The sequence below is a fragment of the Polynucleobacter tropicus genome (assembly GCF_013307225.1).
GTDB classification, from domain to species: domain Bacteria; phylum Pseudomonadota; class Gammaproteobacteria; order Burkholderiales; family Burkholderiaceae; genus Polynucleobacter; species Polynucleobacter tropicus.
Genome location: NZ_CP028942.1, coordinates 1737410 through 1756771, shown reverse-complemented (window position 1 = coordinate 1756771; position 19362 = coordinate 1737410). Strand labels below are relative to the sequence as shown.

13 protein-coding genes are annotated in these 19362 nt (G+C 46.0%); 5 read left to right on the top strand and 8 right to left on the bottom strand.

Translation table 11 applies throughout. The features are described from left to right. Nucleotides 1–5: 5 nt before the first annotated feature. Together glcE and DCO17_RS08960 are read right to left on the bottom strand one after the other, a co-directional pair. On the bottom strand, nt 6–1157 hold the full coding sequence (glcE, locus tag DCO17_RS08965; RefSeq protein WP_173956377.1) for a glycolate oxidase subunit GlcE: 1152 nt from the start codon (nt 1155–1157) through the stop codon (nt 6–8). After that, nucleotides 1157–2662 carry an FAD-linked oxidase C-terminal domain-containing protein gene (locus DCO17_RS08960; protein ID WP_173956779.1) on the bottom strand — a complete coding sequence of 502 codons (1506 nt, stop codon included), beginning with the start codon at nt 2660–2662 and terminating at the stop codon, nt 1157–1159. The genes glcE and DCO17_RS08960 overlap by 1 nt, the downstream gene beginning before the upstream one ends. A gap of 27 nt (nt 2663–2689) precedes the next feature. Here DCO17_RS08960 and DCO17_RS08955 point away from each other — a divergent pair, with 27 nt between their 5' ends. Then, nucleotides 2690–3259, top strand: a complete 570-nt coding sequence (locus DCO17_RS08955) for a cob(I)yrinic acid a,c-diamide adenosyltransferase (protein WP_173956376.1) — start codon at nt 2690–2692, stop codon at nt 3257–3259. 37 nt (nt 3260–3296) lie between these two features. Here the strand turns inward: DCO17_RS08955 and DCO17_RS08950 are convergent, their stop codons facing one another. The 4 genes from DCO17_RS08950 to DCO17_RS08935 are packed head-to-tail and all read right to left on the bottom strand — an operon-like array spanning nt 3297 to nt 10931. Beyond that, nucleotides 3297–4421: a 3-deoxy-7-phosphoheptulonate synthase gene (locus tag DCO17_RS08950; protein WP_173956375.1), complete on the bottom strand. Its 1125-nt coding sequence runs from the start codon at nt 4419–4421 to the stop codon at nt 3297–3299. A 31-nt stretch (nt 4422–4452) separates the two neighbouring features. Beyond that, nucleotides 4453–5943: a metalloprotease TldD gene (gene tldD / locus DCO17_RS08945; protein WP_254598756.1), complete on the bottom strand. Its 1491-nt coding sequence runs from the start codon at nt 5941–5943 to the stop codon at nt 4453–4455. A gap of 15 nt (nt 5944–5958) precedes the next feature. After that, entirely contained in the window at nt 5959–6783 is an 825-nt protein-coding gene (locus DCO17_RS08940) for a carbon-nitrogen hydrolase family protein (protein ID WP_173956374.1), read from the bottom strand. 14 nt (nt 6784–6797) lie between these two features. Beyond that, nucleotides 6798–10931: a YhdP family protein gene (locus DCO17_RS08935; protein ID WP_173956373.1), complete on the bottom strand. Its 4134-nt coding sequence runs from the start codon at nt 10929–10931 to the stop codon at nt 6798–6800. A 78-nt stretch (nt 10932–11009) separates the two neighbouring features. Between DCO17_RS08935 and glnE the strand changes: the two genes are divergently transcribed. Further along, a complete protein-coding gene (glnE, locus tag DCO17_RS08930) occupies nt 11010–13823 on the top strand; it encodes a bifunctional [glutamate--ammonia ligase]-adenylyl-L-tyrosine phosphorylase/[glutamate--ammonia-ligase] adenylyltransferase (RefSeq protein ID WP_173956372.1) in 2814 nt (937 codons plus the stop codon). 7 nt (nt 13824–13830) lie between these two features. On the opposite strand, the gene recN is transcribed toward glnE, so the two are convergent. Next, entirely contained in the window at nt 13831–15501 is a 1671-nt protein-coding gene (gene recN / locus DCO17_RS08925; protein WP_173956371.1) for a DNA repair protein RecN, read from the bottom strand. Nucleotides 15502–15527: 26 nt separating this feature from the next. Beyond that, entirely contained in the window at nt 15528–16433 is a 906-nt protein-coding gene (locus DCO17_RS08920) for an NAD kinase (protein ID WP_173956370.1), read from the bottom strand. Nucleotides 16434–16470: 37 nt separating this feature from the next. On the opposite strand from DCO17_RS08920, the gene hrcA reads away from it, so the two are divergent. The 3 genes from hrcA to grpE all read left to right on the top strand — a co-directional run bounded on the left by hrcA (nt 16471) and on the right by grpE (nt 19246). Then, a complete protein-coding gene (hrcA, locus tag DCO17_RS08915; protein WP_173956369.1) occupies nt 16471–17481 on the top strand; it encodes a heat-inducible transcriptional repressor HrcA in 1011 nt (336 codons plus the stop codon). A gap of 52 nt (nt 17482–17533) precedes the next feature. Beyond that, the gene (hemH, locus tag DCO17_RS08910; RefSeq protein ID WP_173956368.1) at nt 17534–18625 is read left to right on the top strand and encodes a ferrochelatase; all 1092 of its coding nucleotides are present in this window, start codon (nt 17534–17536) and stop codon (nt 18623–18625) included. Nucleotides 18626–18691: 66 nt separating this feature from the next. Continuing rightward, complete coding sequence (grpE, locus tag DCO17_RS08905) at nt 18692–19246, top strand: nucleotide exchange factor GrpE (RefSeq protein ID WP_173956367.1); 555 nt, start codon at nt 18692–18694, stop codon at nt 19244–19246. The last annotated feature ends 116 nt before the right edge of the window (nt 19247–19362 follow it).

The following is a 19362-nucleotide window of genomic DNA, read 5'->3' as shown; positions in this document are numbered from 1 at the left end:
TGCGCTTATGGAAGGCGTTTAGTCGCGAATACGCCGGCAGGATCGAATGCAGATCTTAGGCGCGCTTGAACTGCTTCAAGGGCTTTGGAGTGGGCTTGCTCGCTTAATAGGGTAAAGCGCTCAAATGCAGGATTGATATTGGAGCCTTGCTTAAAGCGGGTCGCATGCCCACCATGACTATTTGCTAATTTTTTGATGGAGTCAAAAGTCGCTTGATCGCCAGGGGCTTTGATCCAGCGTTGTTGCCCATGCCATTCCAGAACAACATCATTTTCTGCTCCAGGAATGTTTAACGGACCACAGGCGGATGGTAGAGCTAAGCGATATAGAGTTTGATCAGCGCCGAGGCTAGTGAAAGGTGAGAGGCTCTGTTCGCGTAACTGATCCCAAAAGTCTTCAGCCTCATCTGGTGAAACGATTTGCGCATTAACCTGAGCACTCATGAGGGGGGTAGCCGACTTAACTGCCGCTGCCGCACCTGCTAAGCGAATTGTTAACTCACCATCGCCATTAGCATTTCCAATCCAGCAGCTTGCAGAGAGTGGAAGTGGTTGACCTGCCCATTCATTCAGAATTTTTAGCGCTTTGTCTTGGCTAATGCGACAGCGTAGCGTTGCTGTTGCAGCTGGCTTTGGCAACACTTTGACTGATGCCTCAAGTAATAATGAGAGTGTTCCCATGGAGCCAGGTAGCAGACGAGAGACATCATACCCAGCCACGTTTTTCATGACCTTTCCGCCAAAGGATAAGTCCTGTCCTTTGCCATCGAGAATGCGTGCGCCTAAAACAAAGTCACGAAAATTGCCTACGCTGATGCGTCCTGGACCAGCAAGTCCTGCAGCGATTGCGCCACCAAAAGTTGCCTGTTCGCCAAAATGAGGTGGTTCAAAAGCAAGCACTTGATTTTTTTCTTTTAGGGCCGCTTCAATTTCTTTGAGTGGGGTGCCGGCGCAGGCGGTAATAACTAATTCTTCTGGTTGGTATTCCAAAACTCCAGAGTAGGTGCCTGTATTTAATTTCGCGTATTGATTTGGATTGCCATACCAAGATTTGGTGCCACCGCCCTCGATGGAGAGAGGTGTCTTGCTCTTGGCGGCATTCAGAATCTGTTCGCGAAATGCGTCAATCGCTACCTTATGTGCATTGGAGTTAGTCATTAGAAGCGCTCCAATTCTGGATGGGGTAATTTGCCATTGCTAATATGCATACGTCCATACTCAGCGCAGCGGTTGAGAGTGGGGATGGCTTTATCGGGGTTCAGTAATTTCTCTGGGTCAAAAGCGGCCTTTACACCCCAGAAGGATTCGCGTTCTCCTTCACCAAATTGAACGCACATGGAATTAATTTTTTCAATTCCAACACCATGTTCGCCAGTAATGGTTCCGCCAAGTTCAACGCAGGCTTCAAGAATCTCTGTACCGAACTCTTCCGCGCGATGCCATTCATCCTGGTCGGCGCCGTTAAACAAAATAAGTGGATGCATATTGCCATCACCCGCATGAAATACGTTCAAGCAGCCAAGACCATACTTGGTTTCCATGCCCTGAATGCGTTTGAGCAGAGTAGCAATGTGACGACGAGGAATAGTCCCATCCATGCAGTAGTAATCAGGCGCTAAACGACCTGCAGCAGGGAACGCATTTTTACGACCACTCCAAAACTTGAGACGCTCAGCTTCATCTTTAGAGATCTGAATACCACTTGCGCCAGACTTTTCTAGAACTTGAGTCATGCGTTCAATTTCTTCGGCGACTTCTTCGGGTGTGCCGTCAGACTCACACAGCAAAATCGCTTCCGCATCCAAGTCATAGCCCGCATGTACGAACTCTTCTACGGCGCGGGTTGTGGCTTTATCCATCATTTCTAGGCCGGCAGGAATAATGCCCGCAGCGATGATGGCTGCAACTGCATTGCCGCCTTTTTCAATGTCATCAAAGCTCGCCATGATCACTCTTGCTAATTTAGGTTTAGCAACGAGCTTTACGGTGACTTCGGTAACTACTGCGAGCATGCCTTCGCTACCCATCATGATGGCAAGCAAATCAAGGCCTGGAGAATCTGGCGCCAGACTTCCAAATTCGACAATCTCACCATTCATAAGAACACCACGAATGCGTAAGACGTTATGTAGTGTGAGGCCATACTTGAGGCAATGAACACCACCAGAATTTTCATTCACATTGCCGCCAATGGAACATGCAATTTGTGATGATGGATCTGGTGCGTAGTACAAACCTAGATGACTTACTGCTTCAGAAATAGCAAGATTGCGTACGCCTGGTTGGACAACCGCAGTGCGAGTGAATGGATCAATGCTTAAAATTTTCTTCAGCTTGGCTAGTGATAGAACCAAGCCTTGGGAGAGTGGCATGGCGCCACCAGAAAGTCCTGTGCCAGATCCGCGCGGTACAACTGGAATTTCCATGGCAAAGCAAATCTTTAAAATTTGAGCTACTTGCTCTTCGGTCTCAGGAAGGGCAACCGCTAATGGCATGCGGCGATAGGCTGCCAAACCATCGCATTCATAGGGAATTGTGTCTTCGGGCTCCCAAAGTAGGGCATGTTCGGGAAGAACAGGGCGCAAGGCCGAAACCAGTTTGGATTGAAGGGCGCTAATTGCGGCCAAATCGGGGGGCGGGGTCACCATATTCATGACATTCATTTTAGCCATTTACCTATAATTAAGCTTATGGGAAATCGACTATCAAAAATCGCTACTAGAACCGGTGATGCAGGTATGACCGGCCTCGGGGATGGTAGTCGCGTTGAAAAGGATCATTTGCGCATCTGCGCGATGGGTGACGTTGACGAGCTTAACTCCGAAATCGGCGTTTTGATGACAGAGGAACTTCCTGCAAGCATTGCAGAAGAGTTAAAAACCCTGTTTTTGCAGATTCAGCATGATTTGTTTGACTTGGGTGGCGAACTTTGCATTCCGAATTACAAATTACTCAATCCAGAACATGTGGCTCAATTGGACCTGTGGCTGGAAAAATACAATCAGCAGTTGCCACCCTTAACAGAATTTATTTTGCCTGGCGGTACGCGTGCCGCTGCGCAAGCTCATGTATGTAGAACAGTATGTAGAAGGGCAGAGCGATCAATCGTACGTTTAGGTTGGGATGAGCCTTTGTATGACGCTCCACGACAGTATGTCAATCGATTGTCTGATCTCTTGTTCGTTTTGGCGCGAGTTCTCAATCGTGCCGCAGGCGGATCTGATGTGCTCTGGAAGCATGAAAAAAAAGAGACTAAATAAATCAGTCTCTTTTCGTTTTTAATAGAACTTCAAGCTTTTATTTTTTCTTAGCTCTACGCTTTTTAACAGCGGCTGCAAGTCGTTCCAGTACTTGCACTGAATCATCCCAGTTAATACACGCATCCGTAATACTTCTGCCGTATTCCAGTTTGCTTGGATCGTCTTTACCTGGTGTGAACTTTTGAGCCCCATCATTGAGATGACTTTCAACCATGACACCAAATATCTGATGTGAGCCGGATTCAATTTGCTTGGCAATGTCATCAGCTACAACGATTTGACGTTCATGTTTCTTGCTGGAATTGGCATGAGATAAGTCAACCATCAAGCTAGCTGGAAGCTTGGCAGCCTCGAGTTCAGTGCAGGCTGCTTGAACAAATTTGGCTTCATAGTTAGGTTCTTTGCCGCCGCGCAAAATTACGTGGCAATCCTTATTACCCTTAGTTTCTACAACGGATACCTGACCGTTTTTGTGAACCGATAAGAAGTGATGTGGACGTCCCGCAGCTTGGATAGCATCGGTAGCAATTTTGATATTGCCATCAGTGCCATTCTTAAACCCGATTGGTGCAGATAGTCCAGAAGCGAGTTCGCGATGAACTTGGCTTTCTGTTGTGCGCGCTCCGATTGCACCCCATGAGATGAGGTCAGCAATGTACTGCGGAGAGATAACATCCAAGAATTCGCTGCCCGCTGGCATGCCGACGCGGTTAATTTCCATCAGCACTTGACGCGCTAGGCGCAGGCCTTCTTCAATGCGATATGACTCATCAAGGTATGGGTCATTAATCAAGCCCTTCCAGCCAACAGTAGTGCGAGGCTTTTCAAAGTACACTCGCATTACAATTTCCAGCTCGCCGGAGAATCGAGCGCGTTCCGCTAAAAGGCGATGGCAATATTCCAATGCTGCGCGAGGATCATGAATAGAGCAAGGACCAATGATCACCAATAAGCGATCGTCCTTGCCGTGAATAATGTCGCGAATTTTTTTACGTGTTTTGCTGATCAACGCTTCTGTCGGTGTTCCCGAGATTGGGAAAAAGCGAATCAAATGCTCTGGTGGTGGCAGAACAGAGATTGTGGCAATGCGTTGGTCGTCGGTATCTGACGTTTTATCAACGGCAGAGTACCAATTAGTAGGGTTTGTATTTTGTTGGCTCATACGGCTATTTTAAGCCGTATTTAGAACAAAATCAGGCCGTTCCGCCCACGGTAAGGCTATCAATCCGCAAAGTTGGCTGTCCAACCCCAACCGGAACGCTTTGTCCCTCCTTGCCGCATACCCCAATTCCGCCGTCAAGTTTGAGGTCGTTTCCGATCATCGATACCTGCTTTAAGGACTCTGGGCCGCTACCAATAATGGTAGCGCCTTTGACGGGATATTGAATTTTTCCATTCTCCACCCAGTAGGCTTCTGACGCCGAGAAAACAAATTTTCCACTAGTGATGTCGACCTGGCCTCCGCCAAAATTGACTGCATATAGCCCGCGCTTGATGCTCGCCACTATTTCTTCGGGATCATCTTTTCCGGCCAGCATGTAGGTATTTGTCATGCGCGGCATTGGGAGCGATGCAAAACTTTCGCGACGACCATTGCCGGTGAGTGGCATTTTCATGAGGCGTGCATTCAAGCTATCTTGAATGTATCCCTTCAAGATGCCATCTTCAATTAAGGTAGTGCATTGTGTAGGCGTTCCTTCGTCATCAATATTGAGTGACCCTCTGCGCCCAGATAGGGTGCCGTCATCAACAACCGTCACGCCTTTAGCTGCTACTCGTTGCCCGATACATCCTGCAAAAGCGGATGAGCCTTTGCGATTGAAGTCGCCCTCAAGTCCATGTCCAACCGCTTCATGCAAAAGTACGCCAGGCCAACCAGGTCCCATTACGACTGTCATAGGGCCGGCAGGCGCAGGGCGCGATTCTAAATTGATTAATGCGCCATCCACTGCTTCATCAACATAGCGGTTGATGAGATCTGCATCAAAGTAAAGGTAGTCGTGACGTGCGCCACCACCGGATGATCCGGATTCACGACGACCGTTTTGTTCGGCGATAACATGAACTGAAATACGCACCAGTGGGCGAATATCGGCCGCTAATAAGCCATCAGCTCTTGCTACGAGTACCACATCAAATTCACCTGCAAGACTGGCCATTACTTGAATGATGCGTGGATCGCGCGCCTTTGCACGACGCTCTATGCTTTCCAATAATGCAATTTTTTCTTGAGGCTTTAATGAATCCAGCGGATTTAAGTCTGCATATAACTTATTGGATAGCGGATTAAAGACTTTGCTAGCGATAGCCTGCTTGCCGCCAGTGGGTCCAATAACCCGCGTTGCCTTCGCTGCTTTATTCAGTGCCTCTAGATTAATTTCATCGGAATAGGCAAAGGCAGTTTTATCGCCGTAGATGGATCGAACACCAACGCCTTGATCAATATTAAAGCTGCCTGATTTAACAATGCCTTCTTCAAGGCTCCAGCTTTCGCTACGAGTATGTTGGAAATATAGATCTGCATCATCCAAATGATGGGTAAACATATTGCCAAATGTGCGATGCAAGTCTTGTTCAGATAATCCTGTTGGTTCAAGTAAGATGGATTTTGCGAGTTTGACAAGATCTGCTTGGCTTTTAGCCTTGGTCCAATTGGCGGGGAATAATGCTTGAGGCGCGTTCATGTTTTGTGTTGTCAGTTAAAGCTTGCGATGCGCAAGTGCTGGTAACTGAGAGCGTACCTCGTTTAGTTTTTCTTTGCTTAAGACGCCCGTGATAAAGCCTTCGCCCTCAGGAAGGTCTGCTAATACTGTGCCCCATGGATCAATTAGCATGCTATGCCCCCAGGTTTTACGTTGATTCAGGTGGGTGCCACCTTGGGCTGAGGCAATGACATAGGCTTGGTTTTCAATAGCGCGGGCCCGTAATAGGATTTCCCAGTGCGCTTTACCTGTGGTGTAGGTAAATGCGGCTGGAATAATGTGGCAATCAACAGTGCCCATGGCTCGATACAGTTCAGGAAAGCGAATGTCATAACAAATACTAAGTCCAAATACCCACTCTTGATCATTTACATGAATTTTCAAGAGTCCAGGCGTATCACCAGCCTCAATAGTTTCAGATTCTTGATAACGTTCTTTTGGGGTTTGAAAACCAAATAAATGAATCTTGTCATAACGACTAATTTGTTTGCCATTCGGACCAAAAGCAAGAGTCGTATTTAAAACTTTGTTTGAATCTTTAGCCTCTAGTGGAATGGTGCCGGCGACCAAATGAATTTGATTCTCCTGAGCAATGCGAGCAAGCTTATCTTGAATGGGGCCGCTATTCAGTGGTTCGCGGATACGAACCTTGTCAGTATCTTTTAAGCCCATCATGCAGAAATATTCTGGCAACACTACCAGCTGAGCGCCTTCGTTAGCAGCTTCTTTTGTTAGTCTAGTGGCGGTGCTTAAGTTCTGTTCAAGATCTGGTGTAGAAACCATTTGTACAGATGCGATTTTTAAGTTGGCTGTTGTGCTCATCAGAAACGAAAGTTCTACTTAGTGGAAGTATTTTTTTGAATGGGCGTTGGAGTTGAGCTAGCAGCGCCATTGGCGTTAGGCTTGCTCTGTTCAATGAGCAAATTTTTACTCCGAATCGTATTTAAAGTATTGGAGTCAACGGGCTGACCTTTTTGATCAAGCGGAATCACTTCTGGGTCATCCCATGAGCCCTGAATTAAATAGTCGGATTGCAAGCTGCGATTAATCTGACTCGTTAAGAGATATTGGCCAACCAGTGCGCCCAATCCAACAATTGGGTTGATTGCAAAAGCGGCTAGCGATCCAGCGGTAGCATCGATTGTTGGGAAGATCGTGATACGAAGATCCTGTGTTTGCTTTGGAATATTAATTTGACCGCTCATCACGACATTGGCTTGGTCTAAATTCATATTAAATTGCTGAGTCTGTGCGATGCCATTATTGATGTCAAAGTTACTGCTAATGCTATTAAAAGGCGTTCCTTTGGTAACGATATTTCCAAGACTTCCTTTGAGATCAAGCGTAGCAAATCGAAATAAGCTTTGAAGACTAAGCACATCTAATAGCTTAGCTCCGCTAGTATTCACTTCCAAGAGACGACCTTTTTCAAGGTTCAAGCTGACTTTACCCACCAGTGTTTCATACTTAGGATCGAGTGGCGAGCCATCCCACTGAGCATTTGCACTAACCTTGCCTTGCCCACCCTCAATAGATTTTTGGGGTGTCCAATGAGCAATGATTTGACCAGCATCTTTTATAGACATCTCAATATTGAGAGTGCTATGGTCCGGAGTATTTTTTGTTGCCCCAGCCCATTGCCCGCTAATGGTTGAGCTTCCTTGAGGATTATTCGTCTGAATTGAATCAATTTTTAAGACGTTACCCACTGTATTTGACTTGATCTTCAATTGACCCAGATGCGCTTTTTCCCAAGAAAAATCATCGATCACGATATCTAAACTAGGGATCGCTTCAGGCCTTAATGTTTTCTTGGCTGGTGAGGCTTGTTTTGTTGCTGATTCCGGAGGTGTTGATATATCTGTAATTTTTAATTTGGCGAACTGGCCACTAATGAGTCCATTTGTATCTGATTTCTGAGCCTCTTGATATTGAATTTGTCCAGATGCCTGAGGTGAACTGATACGCAAGTCCCAGAAATTCCTTTTATTGTTTGCCGATAAGTTGACATCTTGCCAAGGGCGATCAAAGAGTGTTAGTTTTTTAACTTGCGCTGTGATTTGGGTGTTGATTGTGCTGGAGCTGGCTTTGTCACCAGATGCGCGATTTGATTTATTTGCTTGCAAGAATCGCTGCCACTCATCCAGATTCAGTTGATTGCTTCCAATGTTCAGATGAAAGCCTGGTTGAGAAGAATTTGCTGAAGCACCAATGCCAAGCCCAAAGCGCAATTGAGCGTCACGACTCACGGCACCCTCAAGCGCATAAAGGTCACCAATCTTCCCAGACCAACTGATGCGATTTGCATTATTGACATCGTTTGAGGTTTTGATGTTGACCTGACCTGACATTGCCGAGCCGTTTGTTTTCTTCAGAGGTGCTGGAGCATTCATGGACCAGTTACGAAGATCAAATTGCACATTAGAATCGCTGCCTACTTTGTTAAATCCAATGAGCCCATCATATTTAATGGAGCCGCTCATGCTGTTCAAAAATGCTTGCGTCTCTGAAGAAGAGTTTGCAAAATAGTCTTGAATAAATTTAGATTGGATATCGCCGGTAATTTTGAAGCGCTGCTTATCTTTGATATCTTCAGTACTTGTGATATTGATTGCTCCCCCCAAGAAGTTTGCTGAAACATTCTCAAACTCGGGATGAACTTCGGTAATCCGAATAACGCCCTTTAGGTTTTCAAATGGAGGAAGATCCGCCCATTGGGCACGATTGCCTGGCAGGCTTAATTTCAAGTCTACATTGGTGTCGGCAGAGCCTGATAGAGGTATTTTTAGGCCAAGATTTAAATTGACTGGTCCGGTGACACGCAAGTTTTGTTCTAGACTGCTTTGTTTTTTGCCGGAGGGGGATTGGTAAAAGTATTCAAGCAGTTGAGGTGCATCTCCACTTGCATTCCCATTAGCAGCTAGTGTTAATTGGTTTGCGCTGACATTCGGAATCTCAGCATGGAAAGTGTCCAAGCCAACTTGTTTGTAGTTCGCTTTTGTAATATCTACCGCGAAGTAGGCATTGTTCATTGTGATACTGCCATTAACGCCTGTGAATGTTGACCATGTTCCTTGGTTACTAGGCAAGAATGGTGCCGGACTAAAAGATGCGCCAATGATCGGAAGATTTAAGGTCAGTTCGCCTTGTTGTTTGTCTGAGAAAGGGGCTTGATTAGGATCGCCTTTGATATGTAATTGCCCTTTTCGAATCAGACCAACATTAAAAGCTTTGCTGAGATAGGTTCTTACATCTTTTCCCATTCCCACAGGTAGATAGCGATACGCTGTTTTGAGATTAGCTTGATCAAAGCCCATATCCATGGTCATGTAGTCTGGTTCTTTGCCATTACCAATCTTGTAGTTAATGCTGAGGTTGGTGCTAATTTCTGGATTGCTTAATGCGAGCTTTTTGGTACTAATGACCCAATTTCCTCTTTGCTTAGACCAACCGATTTGACCAACTGCTCGGTCTAGTTGAATTTTGGGGTCATCCAATAAGTCATATACCTCCAAACCAAGATTTCGAGAGTCGACAGAAAAGCTTCCCTCTTTTTGATTGCTGGAAACAAAGCCAGATAAATTTGAAACAGAAGGTATCGATTTATTGATGCCGACAAAACTGAGATTGATCAGTTTTGCGCTAATGTTGAAATCTAACTTGTTCGATTTAAACCAGCCGCCTGGAATATTGAGGGCAGAGAGGGGCGACTTACTTTCCGCCCATTGAATATCAACATCTTCTAGCTCACCCTCAGCTTGCGAGGCTTTGATCCACTGATGTACTTTTTTGGAAAGCGGTAGGTTAAGCGCAAATAAGGCAACATCTTCTACGGAAATCTTGGGCGATGAAAAACCAAACTCCTTAATTTCTCCGTCAGCGCCAGGTGGCTTCCAGCGGAACGTCATTGGGCTAAGATTTTCAAGTGGTGCAGATGTTGAGCTACCCATTTCGCGCCAAGCAAATGTTTTGGTGGTAATCGCAATCAAGCCATCAGAGGTTTCTTGAGCTAGGTTTGCTTCTAAACGACCTAGCGCGATGGCATCCTCGCTTTTAGAGGATTGCACCACCAAATTATCAACAGCAACAAAAAATTCTCCGCCATCGGGATGGGCGTTATCAATCTTCAAATTTCCCTTTGAGGTCAATATACCTTCTAGAGCGCTTAATTTGAGTTGGAGTTCATTGGCGATTTTTTTGAGATCGAGATTAGTGATGCTCCAGGAAACATTTCCGATCCAGTCGTGCCAATTGCCCGTCTCTCCGCCAAGATGATGCGCAAAATTCACTTTGACTTCTGCGGGCCCTTGATTCCACGGCGTTGTAACTATGAGGGAGCCAGCGTGTTGTCGGATGCCATTTGTCAAGGAGAGTTCTTGAACCTCAATCAGGGTTGGGGTTTTTTGATTGAGCTTATCGTCCCAATTGAGTTTGACTTGTTTTGCCTCAATCAGATCTTGCGAGAATAACCAGTTCTGGGCTGTGTAGTCACTTGGACTGCTATCTATCGGAATGCCTGCAATCGTAATGATGCCCTTGGCACTTCTTTGAAAATCAATTTCAGCGCCTTCAAAATGAATTTCATGAAAGTAAGGCAGCAAATGGTAGAACGACTTCCAACTCAGCTGACCATAAATTTTTTCGATTGAGAGAGAAGGCTTTATTCGCTCGGGGACGGTAAAACGTAGCCCGTCAATTTCAAAAGCAGGTCTGATGCCTGTCCATGAAACACGTAAATCATCGATGGATACATTAACGCCAACTCGAGCGCCGATCAGCTTTTCAACAGAGGATTTTGATTTTTCGATCTGTGGCCAAACCACAAATCTAACCGCAAGATGTCCAAGCACAAATAGAGCGGCTAGCGAAGCGGCCAATATAAGGGCGCGTTTGTGCCAATTTTTACCCAAATTCTGAAGACCTTTTGCTAATAGGTCTTTTAAGCGGGGTGGGAAAAAGTTTTGCGGCATGGGCTCTATTATCCGTCAGCCTTTGCTTCATCGCCAAGCTTCTGTGGTGTACTTGCTCGTCAGGATTAAGATGGCGGAATGGATGCTTTTTTAAAACAAATCGCGTTTTTAGAGCAACACTCAAATTACGCCCGCCGCTGGCTTAGTGCCAAGCCTGAATGGCACGACTGGTTGCAGTCCATTGGGTCTCGGGAAATCACTTTAGAAGGAATTCAGGACCTCTTAGAGTCATGCAAAGCTGATGGTCTAGAGGTCGAGCAAGATGAGGCGAAATTTATGGCGGACTTGCGTTTGGCTCGCCAGCAATTAATGTTGTGGCTTGCTTTTCGCGATCTAAATGGATTGGCTGACTTAAAAGAAGTAACTCATAGCCTGAGCCATTTTGCTGAATTAGCGGTTGCGCGCGCATTGGCATTTATTCGTCAGGATTTGCAGGCACGCTTCGGGGTGCCTTGGAGCGACTCTACCAACTCTGAAATGCCGATGATGGTCGTGGGTATGGGCAAACTTGGAGGCCTTGAGTTAAATCTTTCATCCGATATCGACTTGATATTTTTGTATGAGCATGAAGGTGAGACAAGGGATGGCCCAAAAAGTCTCTCCAATCATGAGTGGTTCACCCGCATGGGAAAGCGTTTGATCAAGTTCTTATCTGAACATGATGCAAATGGCTTTGTATTTCGGGTGGATATGCGTCTGCGACCCAATGGTGATTCGGGGTCGCTAGTTTGTAGTCTCGATATGCTGGAAGAGTATTTATTAGTTCAAGGTAGGGAGTGGGAGCGTTACGCTTGGATTAAAGGAAGATTGATCGCGCCATTGGCTGGAACTAAAGACTATGCTCATTGTGAAAAAAGTCTTGAGCAATTAATTCGTCCGTTTGTGTATCGCAGGCATTTGGATTACGGAGTAATTGCATCGATTCGTGATTTACATGCGCAAATTCAGCGAGAGGCAGAGAAGCGCTCAACGGGGCATCAAGGACGCTCGCACGACATTAAATTAGGTCGTGGTGGAATTCGTGAGATTGAGTTCTTAGCGCAGATGTTTCAGTTGATGCGGGGTGGCACAGATCCTCGGTTTAGAGTGCGTCCAACCTTACGGGTTTTGGATTTAATTCGCCAACAGGGCATCTTGCCGGTAGAGGATGTATTGCAACTTGAGCGTGCTTACGTATTTTTAAGGCGCTTAGAACATCGTATTCAGGTTTGGGATGACCAGCAAACGCATTACTTGCCAGATGAGGTTGATATTCGTGCTCGCCTAGCTGCCTCCATGGGTTTTGAAGATGAGGTCAGCTTCCTAAGTGAGTTACAAAAGCATCAGAACAATGTGGCACGCTTATTTGAAAAAGCGTTTTTATTGGATGATGAGACGCGGCTTGACCTAGCACCTCTTGAAGAAAGCTGGTTACCGGATGCTCGGTTGTTCCCGCAATCATTAGCTCGTTGGAATGCTTGGATCGTCAGTGCCAAAGCAAAGCAGTTGCCTGAGAAAAGCCGTTTGATTTTTGATAACTTGGTGCGCAATGCTGCCAATATGCTCGAGAGCCAAGGAGGCAACTCAGAAGATGCTGATCGGACTTTGTCACGCTTCTTTGATTTGCTTGAAGCGATTGCTCGAAGAAGTGCTTATTTATCGATATTGGCCGAGTACCCCGGTGCGTTATCGAACGTTTTGGCTTTGTTGCAATCTTCTCAATGGGGTGCGCAGTATCTCATCTCTCACCCACATCTTCTCGATTATCTGCTTGATTCGCATCTTGAAAGAGCGTTGATTGATCACCCTGAAGATTATTGGAAGGAAGTCAAAGCCAATCTGGATATGCGCCTAGACGATGTGATGGCCGAGGGTGATGGATCAGAGCAGGCAATGGACATTTTGCGTGTAACTCATCACACCGAAACATTCATTACGCTTTTGGCAGATTTGGGTATTGGTGTTGATCGAGCTCTTTCAGTAGAAAAGGTGAGCGATCATTTATCGGCACTTGCTGATTTAATTCTGCAGGCTACTTTCGAGCGCGTCTGGTCAATAGTCGCTAAAAAGTTTGGTCTACCTGAAAATTTAGTCCCAAGCTTCGCAATCATTGCTTACGGAAAATTGGGCGGTAAGGAGCTTGGATATGCCTCAGATCTAGATTTGGTCTTTTTATATCAAGCCGCAGAAAATGACTATGACGCTCAAGAAATGTATGCCTTGCTCGCCAAGCGCATGATCAATTGGTTAACCGCATTCACATCTACTGGCAGCTTATTTGAAATCGATACCCGTCTACGTCCAAATGGCTCCGCAGGTTTCTTGGTGACGAATGTAGATGCCTTTAAAAAGTATCAAATGCGTGAAGGTGATAACGCAGCATGGGTTTGGGAGCATCAGGCGCTCACTCGCGCCCGTTTTGCCGCAGGCAATACCTCAGTGGGCAGCGAGTTTGATGTCGTTCGTAGTGAGGTTTTGAGTCAACAGCGTAACGTTGATCATCTTCGCAAAGAAATCGTCGGCATGAGGCGAAAGGTTCATGAAGGACATCCCAATCCAACGTCTGACTTTGATTTGAAGCATGACGCTGGAGGCATGGTTGATATCGAATTTATCGTACAGTTTTTAGTGCTGGCGTATTCACATCAATATCCACAGCTAATTGGCAACTTAGGCAATATTGCCTTATTGCGAATTGCTGCAGAGGTAGGGTTGATTCAAGCGGGTATTGCCAAAGCAGTTGGCGATGCATATCGTTTGTTAAGAGCAAGACAGCATCGTTTACGCTTAGATGGTGCCGATAAAACGCGCATTCAATTAAGTGATGAGCCAGATTTAGTTGAAGCGCGCGACAGTGTCACATTGCTCTGGAAAGAAACCTTTAAAACTTCTTCCAATATAGAGACAGCTTAAAGACAACTTAATGTTGCTCTAGTAGCTCACGTGCATGACGGCGGGTAGTATCAGTAATTGTTGCGCCGCCAAGCATTCTGGCGATTTCTTCGACTCGCTCAGATCTTCCAAGAGCTTGAACTTGTGAAACTGTTTTATCTCCAGCCTGAGATTTGCTAACTTTCAGGTGATGGTTGCCTTGTGCTGCCACTTGAGGCAAATGGGTGACGCACAAGATTTGATGCGATTGCCCCAATTGATGTAATAGTTTGCCGACGGTTTCGGCTACTGCACCGCCAATGCCGGCATCAACCTCATCGAATATGAGCGTTGGAGTAAACGAGGCTTTGCTAGTAATGACACTGATCGCAAGGCTGATTCGAGCAAGCTCACCACCTGAGGCTACTTTGGCTAATGATCTAGGAGTACTACCTGCATGACCAGCTACCAAGAATTCAACTTGTTCTAGCCCATGTGAGCCACCCTCCTGAAGAGGGCTTAAAGCAATTTCTAGACGCCCACCTGCCATAGATAAATCCTGCATAGCATGCGTTACTTGATTACCAAGATCGATAGAGGCTTTCTTGCGTTTCTCAGAGAGTTGGTTTGCCAGTTTGAGATAAGCCACTTCTTCTTGTTTTACTTTCTCTCTTAGGGCTTCTATATTTTGTGAGGCTGTAAGCGTATCTAGGCGATCCGCGGTTTCTAGAAGTAGTTGAGGTAAAGCATCTACGTCGGTCCGATATTTTTTAGCGGCACCATGCAATGCCTGCATCCGTTCTTCTACTTGCTCAAGTCGGGCGGGATCCAAATCAATTTTTTGTAAATATCGATTTAAGCCATGAATCGCTTCATCTAGTTGAATGTGCGCGCTTTCTAGGGATTCGCTGACATCTTTTAGTGCGGCATCATGTTCTGCAAGTGCGCTGATATTGCCGCACACCTTAGACAGGGAAGATTCGAGGGAGTTATCGGCCTCACTCAAGATTTGTATCGCTTCTTGGCAGCCCCCGATTAATTTAGCCCCGTTAGCTAATCGGGCATGCTCTGATTGAATGAGCATCCACTCACCTTCTTGTGGAGAAAGCTCAGTGAGCTCTTCAAGCTGCCATTCGAGTCTTTCACGTTCGCGCTCGATGTCTTGTCCTGCGTTCTCAGCTTGCGCTAAACGCCGACGAGAATCACTAAGTGTTTTGTAGGTTTGCGCAACATCGGAAGCTAAAGGCAATAAGCCAGCATGGCGGTCAAGTAGCTCTCTTTGAGCACCACTCTTGAGAAGTAACTGATGTGCGTGTTGCCCATGTATATCAACTAATTGATCGCCAGCTTCGCGTAATTGCGTCAATGTGGCAACACTGCCATTAATAAAAGCACGGCTGCGCCCATTGGCTTCTACGGTTCTTTTGAGTAAAAGAGTCTGACCCTCATCCTCACTCGGAAATCCTTGCTCATCGAGCCATTGCCCAAATGATTTAACTAATTCAGGCTCTATTCTGAAGGTGGCGGAAATTTCTGCGCGGTTGCTACCTTCCCGAATTTGGCTGCTATCGGCTCGTTCACCAAGAACAAGGCCTAAGGCGTCTAGCAAAATAGATTTGCCAGCACCAGTTTCACCGGTTAGTACGGTGAAGCCGCTGACAAAGTCGAGTTCAAGTTGATCAACAATGACAAAGTCACGAAGGGAGATGGTTTGAAGCATGTATTAGCGTAGCAAGATACCCAACATTAAAAAGTCGATGGGTATTCATTCCAGTGAAGTTTCTCGCGCAATGTTTTGTAGTCGCTATGACTGCGAGGGTGTAAGAAGGTAATCGTCTTTTTAGACTGACGCACTTCAATCTTGTCGCCACTTTGTAAATTAGTTTGTGATTGCATGTCGAAATTGACAATCACGTCAAGCCCGTTGATTACTTCAATAATGGTTATGCTATCTTGTGGCAAAACAATTGGACGATTCGATAGTGAATGTGGCGCAATCGGGGCAAGCAATATACCTGCAACATGGGGGTGTAATATCGGCCCTCCAGCAGAGAGGGCATAAGCGGTTGAGCCAGTTGGAGTAGAAACAATGAGACCATCGGATCGTTGGTTGTACATGAAGGATCCATTAACGTGGACCGCTAATTCCACCATGCCAGAGATACCAGAGCGATTCACAACAACATCATTGAGTGCTAATGCGTGATTAATTTCTTTATTGGCGCGAATCACAGCAGCATCAAGTAAGGTGCGTGTATCCGCTTCATAATCACCAGCAATAATTTTGGGTAAGGTGTCTTGAACCGATTGAAATGGGATATCGGTCATGTAACCCAAGCGACCCATATTGATTCCCACCAGAGGTACTTGGCTGCCAGCTATTTGGCGGGCAATTCCTAGCATCGTGCCGTCGCCACCCAAAACAACTACTAAGTCTATGGCCCCCGCAAAATCTTCAGCAGCCTTAATCGGGTAATCTTTTATGTTCAATTGCGTGGCTGTAGAAGCTTCTATAAAGACCTCGCAGCCCAGTCTGCTGACCAGTTTGGCTAATTCCCGCAGGTGCTCATCAATGCCGTCCGCCTGAAATTTGCCCACGAGGGCAACTCGGCTGAAGGCCTTCTTGGAAGAATTTGGGGATGGGCTTAACATATGATGATTAAACCATAGGCATAAAATCCCTTCCACCATGGATGAACGTTCCCGCGCCTTACTAAAAACCCTCATCGAGCGCTATATCGAGGAGGGTCAGCCCATTGGTTCCCGTACGCTATCCCGATTCTCGGGTTTAGACCTCTCGGCAGCGACTATTCGCAATGTCATGGCTGATTTGGAGGATATGGGCTTGGTGACTAGTCCACATACTTCCGCAGGCAGAATCCCTACCCCTAGAGGGTACAGACTCTTCGTAGATACGATGGTTACAGTACGCCCATTGGAAGAGATAGCGGCAAAAGAGGTAGAGAAGGGTCTCCTGCCGGATTCCCCGCAGCGTGTACTGAATTCAGCTGCGCAAATATTATCGAATCTCACCCATTTTGCTGGAGTGGTGATGACCCCAAAGCGAGCCCAAGTGTTCAAGCACATCGAGTTCTTGCGTTTGGGCGAAGGCAAAATTTTGCTCATTATGGTGACGCCAGAAGGTGATGTGCAGAACCGCATTCTGCCAACGAATCAAGATTACACGCCAAGCCAACTTGTAGAGGCGAGTAATTACATTAATACACAGTTTGCTGGCAAGAGCTTTGAGCAAGTGCGTCAACACTTGCGATCCGACTTGGATAGCTTGAGGGCTGATATTTCTGGGTTGATGGCGCTGGCCTTGCAAAGTGGAGTGGCGGACTACGATATGAGCCGAGGCGATATGTTGCTATCAGGTGAGCGTCGCTTATTAAATGTTGGCGACTTAAGTTCTAATTTGGACAAGCTGCGCAAGATGTTTGATATGTTGGAGCAAAAGTCTGTACTCATGCAATTGTTAGATGTATCAAGTCACGCTGATGGTATTCAGATTTTTATTGGCGGTGAAAGCGACTTATTGCCTTATGAAGATCTAGCGGTGATTAGTGCGCCGTATAGCGTTGATGGTCAAGTCGTAGGCACATTGGGTGTCATAGGCCCCACTCGTATGGCTTATGACAGGGTGATTCCGATTGTCGATATCACATCTAAATTATTATCAGGCGCTTTGAGCTCTTGAGCTGCAAGCTCTGTCAATAGTTCATGTTAAATAGTTAATAGAGAAATTTATCTTGAATCAAAATCCTCATTTGCGTCCGAGTAAGACAGCAGTATTGCTCTTGAATTTAGGGACACCTTCTGCCCCAACACCAAAAGCAGTTAGAGCGTACTTAAAAGAATTTCTCTCTGATCCTCGCGTTGTTGAAATTCCACGTTTCATTTGGTGGTTCATTTTGAATGGCATTATTTTGCCTATTCGTAGTAGTGCATCCGCTAAGAAATACGCATCGATTTGGTTGCCTCAATTAGGCTCCCCATTAATGCATTACTCACGTTTGCAAGCAAAAGAACTTCAAGAGAAATTTGCTAATGAAGGTCACACTGTTTTAGTAGATTTGGCAATGCGCTATGGCAAGCCCTCAACCCAGGAGGTGCTCGAGAACCTGAAGGCAGAAGGCATGGAGCGTTTATTGCTATTGCCTTTGTACCCTCAGTACTCTGCCACCACGACCGCATCTAGCTTTGATGAAGTATTTCAGGTGCTTAGGACTTGGCGCAATCAACCGGAGTTACGTTTGGTTAAACATTATCACGACAATCCTGCTTATATCGCCGCATTGCGCGATCAAGTATTAAGCAGTTGGGACAAAGATGGACGTCCAGATTTTGCAGGAGGCGATCGATTGGTGATGTCTTTTCACGGATTACCAAAACGAAATCTAATGAAAGGCGATCCCTATCATTGTGAATGTCTCAAGACCGGTCGATTGCTTGGAGAAGCTTTGGGGTTGGATTCGAATCAATGCATTGTGACGTTCCAATCGCGCTTTGGTAAAGCGGAGTGGTTAAAGCCTTATACCGCTCCCACATTGGAAAAATTGGCGAAAGAAGGCTGTCAACGTGTCGATGTATTTTGCCCCGGCTTCCCAGCTGACTGCCTAGAGACTTTAGAAGAAATCGCCATGGAAGCGAGAGAATCGTTCTTAGAGCGTGGCGGTAAAGACTATCGTTATATTCCTTGCTTGAACAGCAACCCCAAGTGGATTGAAGCTTTGAGCGATATTGCGTATACGCATTTACTAGGGTGGCCATTGGGTTCTGAATCTCCAGAGGAGCTAGCAAAGCGCCATGAGAGAGCGGAGTTCGTCAAGAATCAGTCTTGAAATTGAATAAACTGACCCCACATATCAAAGCAATTGCATTCAATATAGAAAAGTGAATTTCCGTCCATGACACAAGAAAACCCAAATCCCTCTCCAGAGCAAGAAAATTCAGTCGCTCCATCTAGCGCTGAAAATGCAGCGACTACCGATGCGCCAGTAGTCAAAACTCCCGAGCAAGAAATTGCAGAGCTAAATCAAAAGATTGCGGATTTACAAGATAACTTTTTGCGTGCTAAAGCTGAAGGTGAGAATATTCGTCGCCGCGCTGTTGAGGATGTGGCAAAAGCGCATAAATTCGCGATTGAGAGTTTTGCGGAACATTTAGTCCCAGTTACCGACAGCTTGTATGCGGCCCTAAATACGGATGCGGTTGATGCAAAAGCATTTAAAGAAGGTTTGGAGATTACGCTCAAGCAACTCCTGTCAGCCTTTGAAAAAGGCAAAATGACTGAAATTAATCCTGCGGTGGGAGATAAGTTCGACCCTCATCATCATCAGGCAATCGCTTCAGTTCCTTCGGAGCAGGAGCCCAATACCGTGGTTTCTGTATTGCAGCGGGGCTATACCGTAGCTGACCGGGTTTTGAGGCCAGCATTGGTGACAGTGAGCGCCCCAAAATAAGGAAAAAACCTTAAAAATTACCTAAAAAAGGCAGATTTCTGCCTTTTTTGCTATTTCAGCCCTTGAATTCATATGTATCGCCCCCATCTATGGAGTATTGGAATATTCGCGGCGAT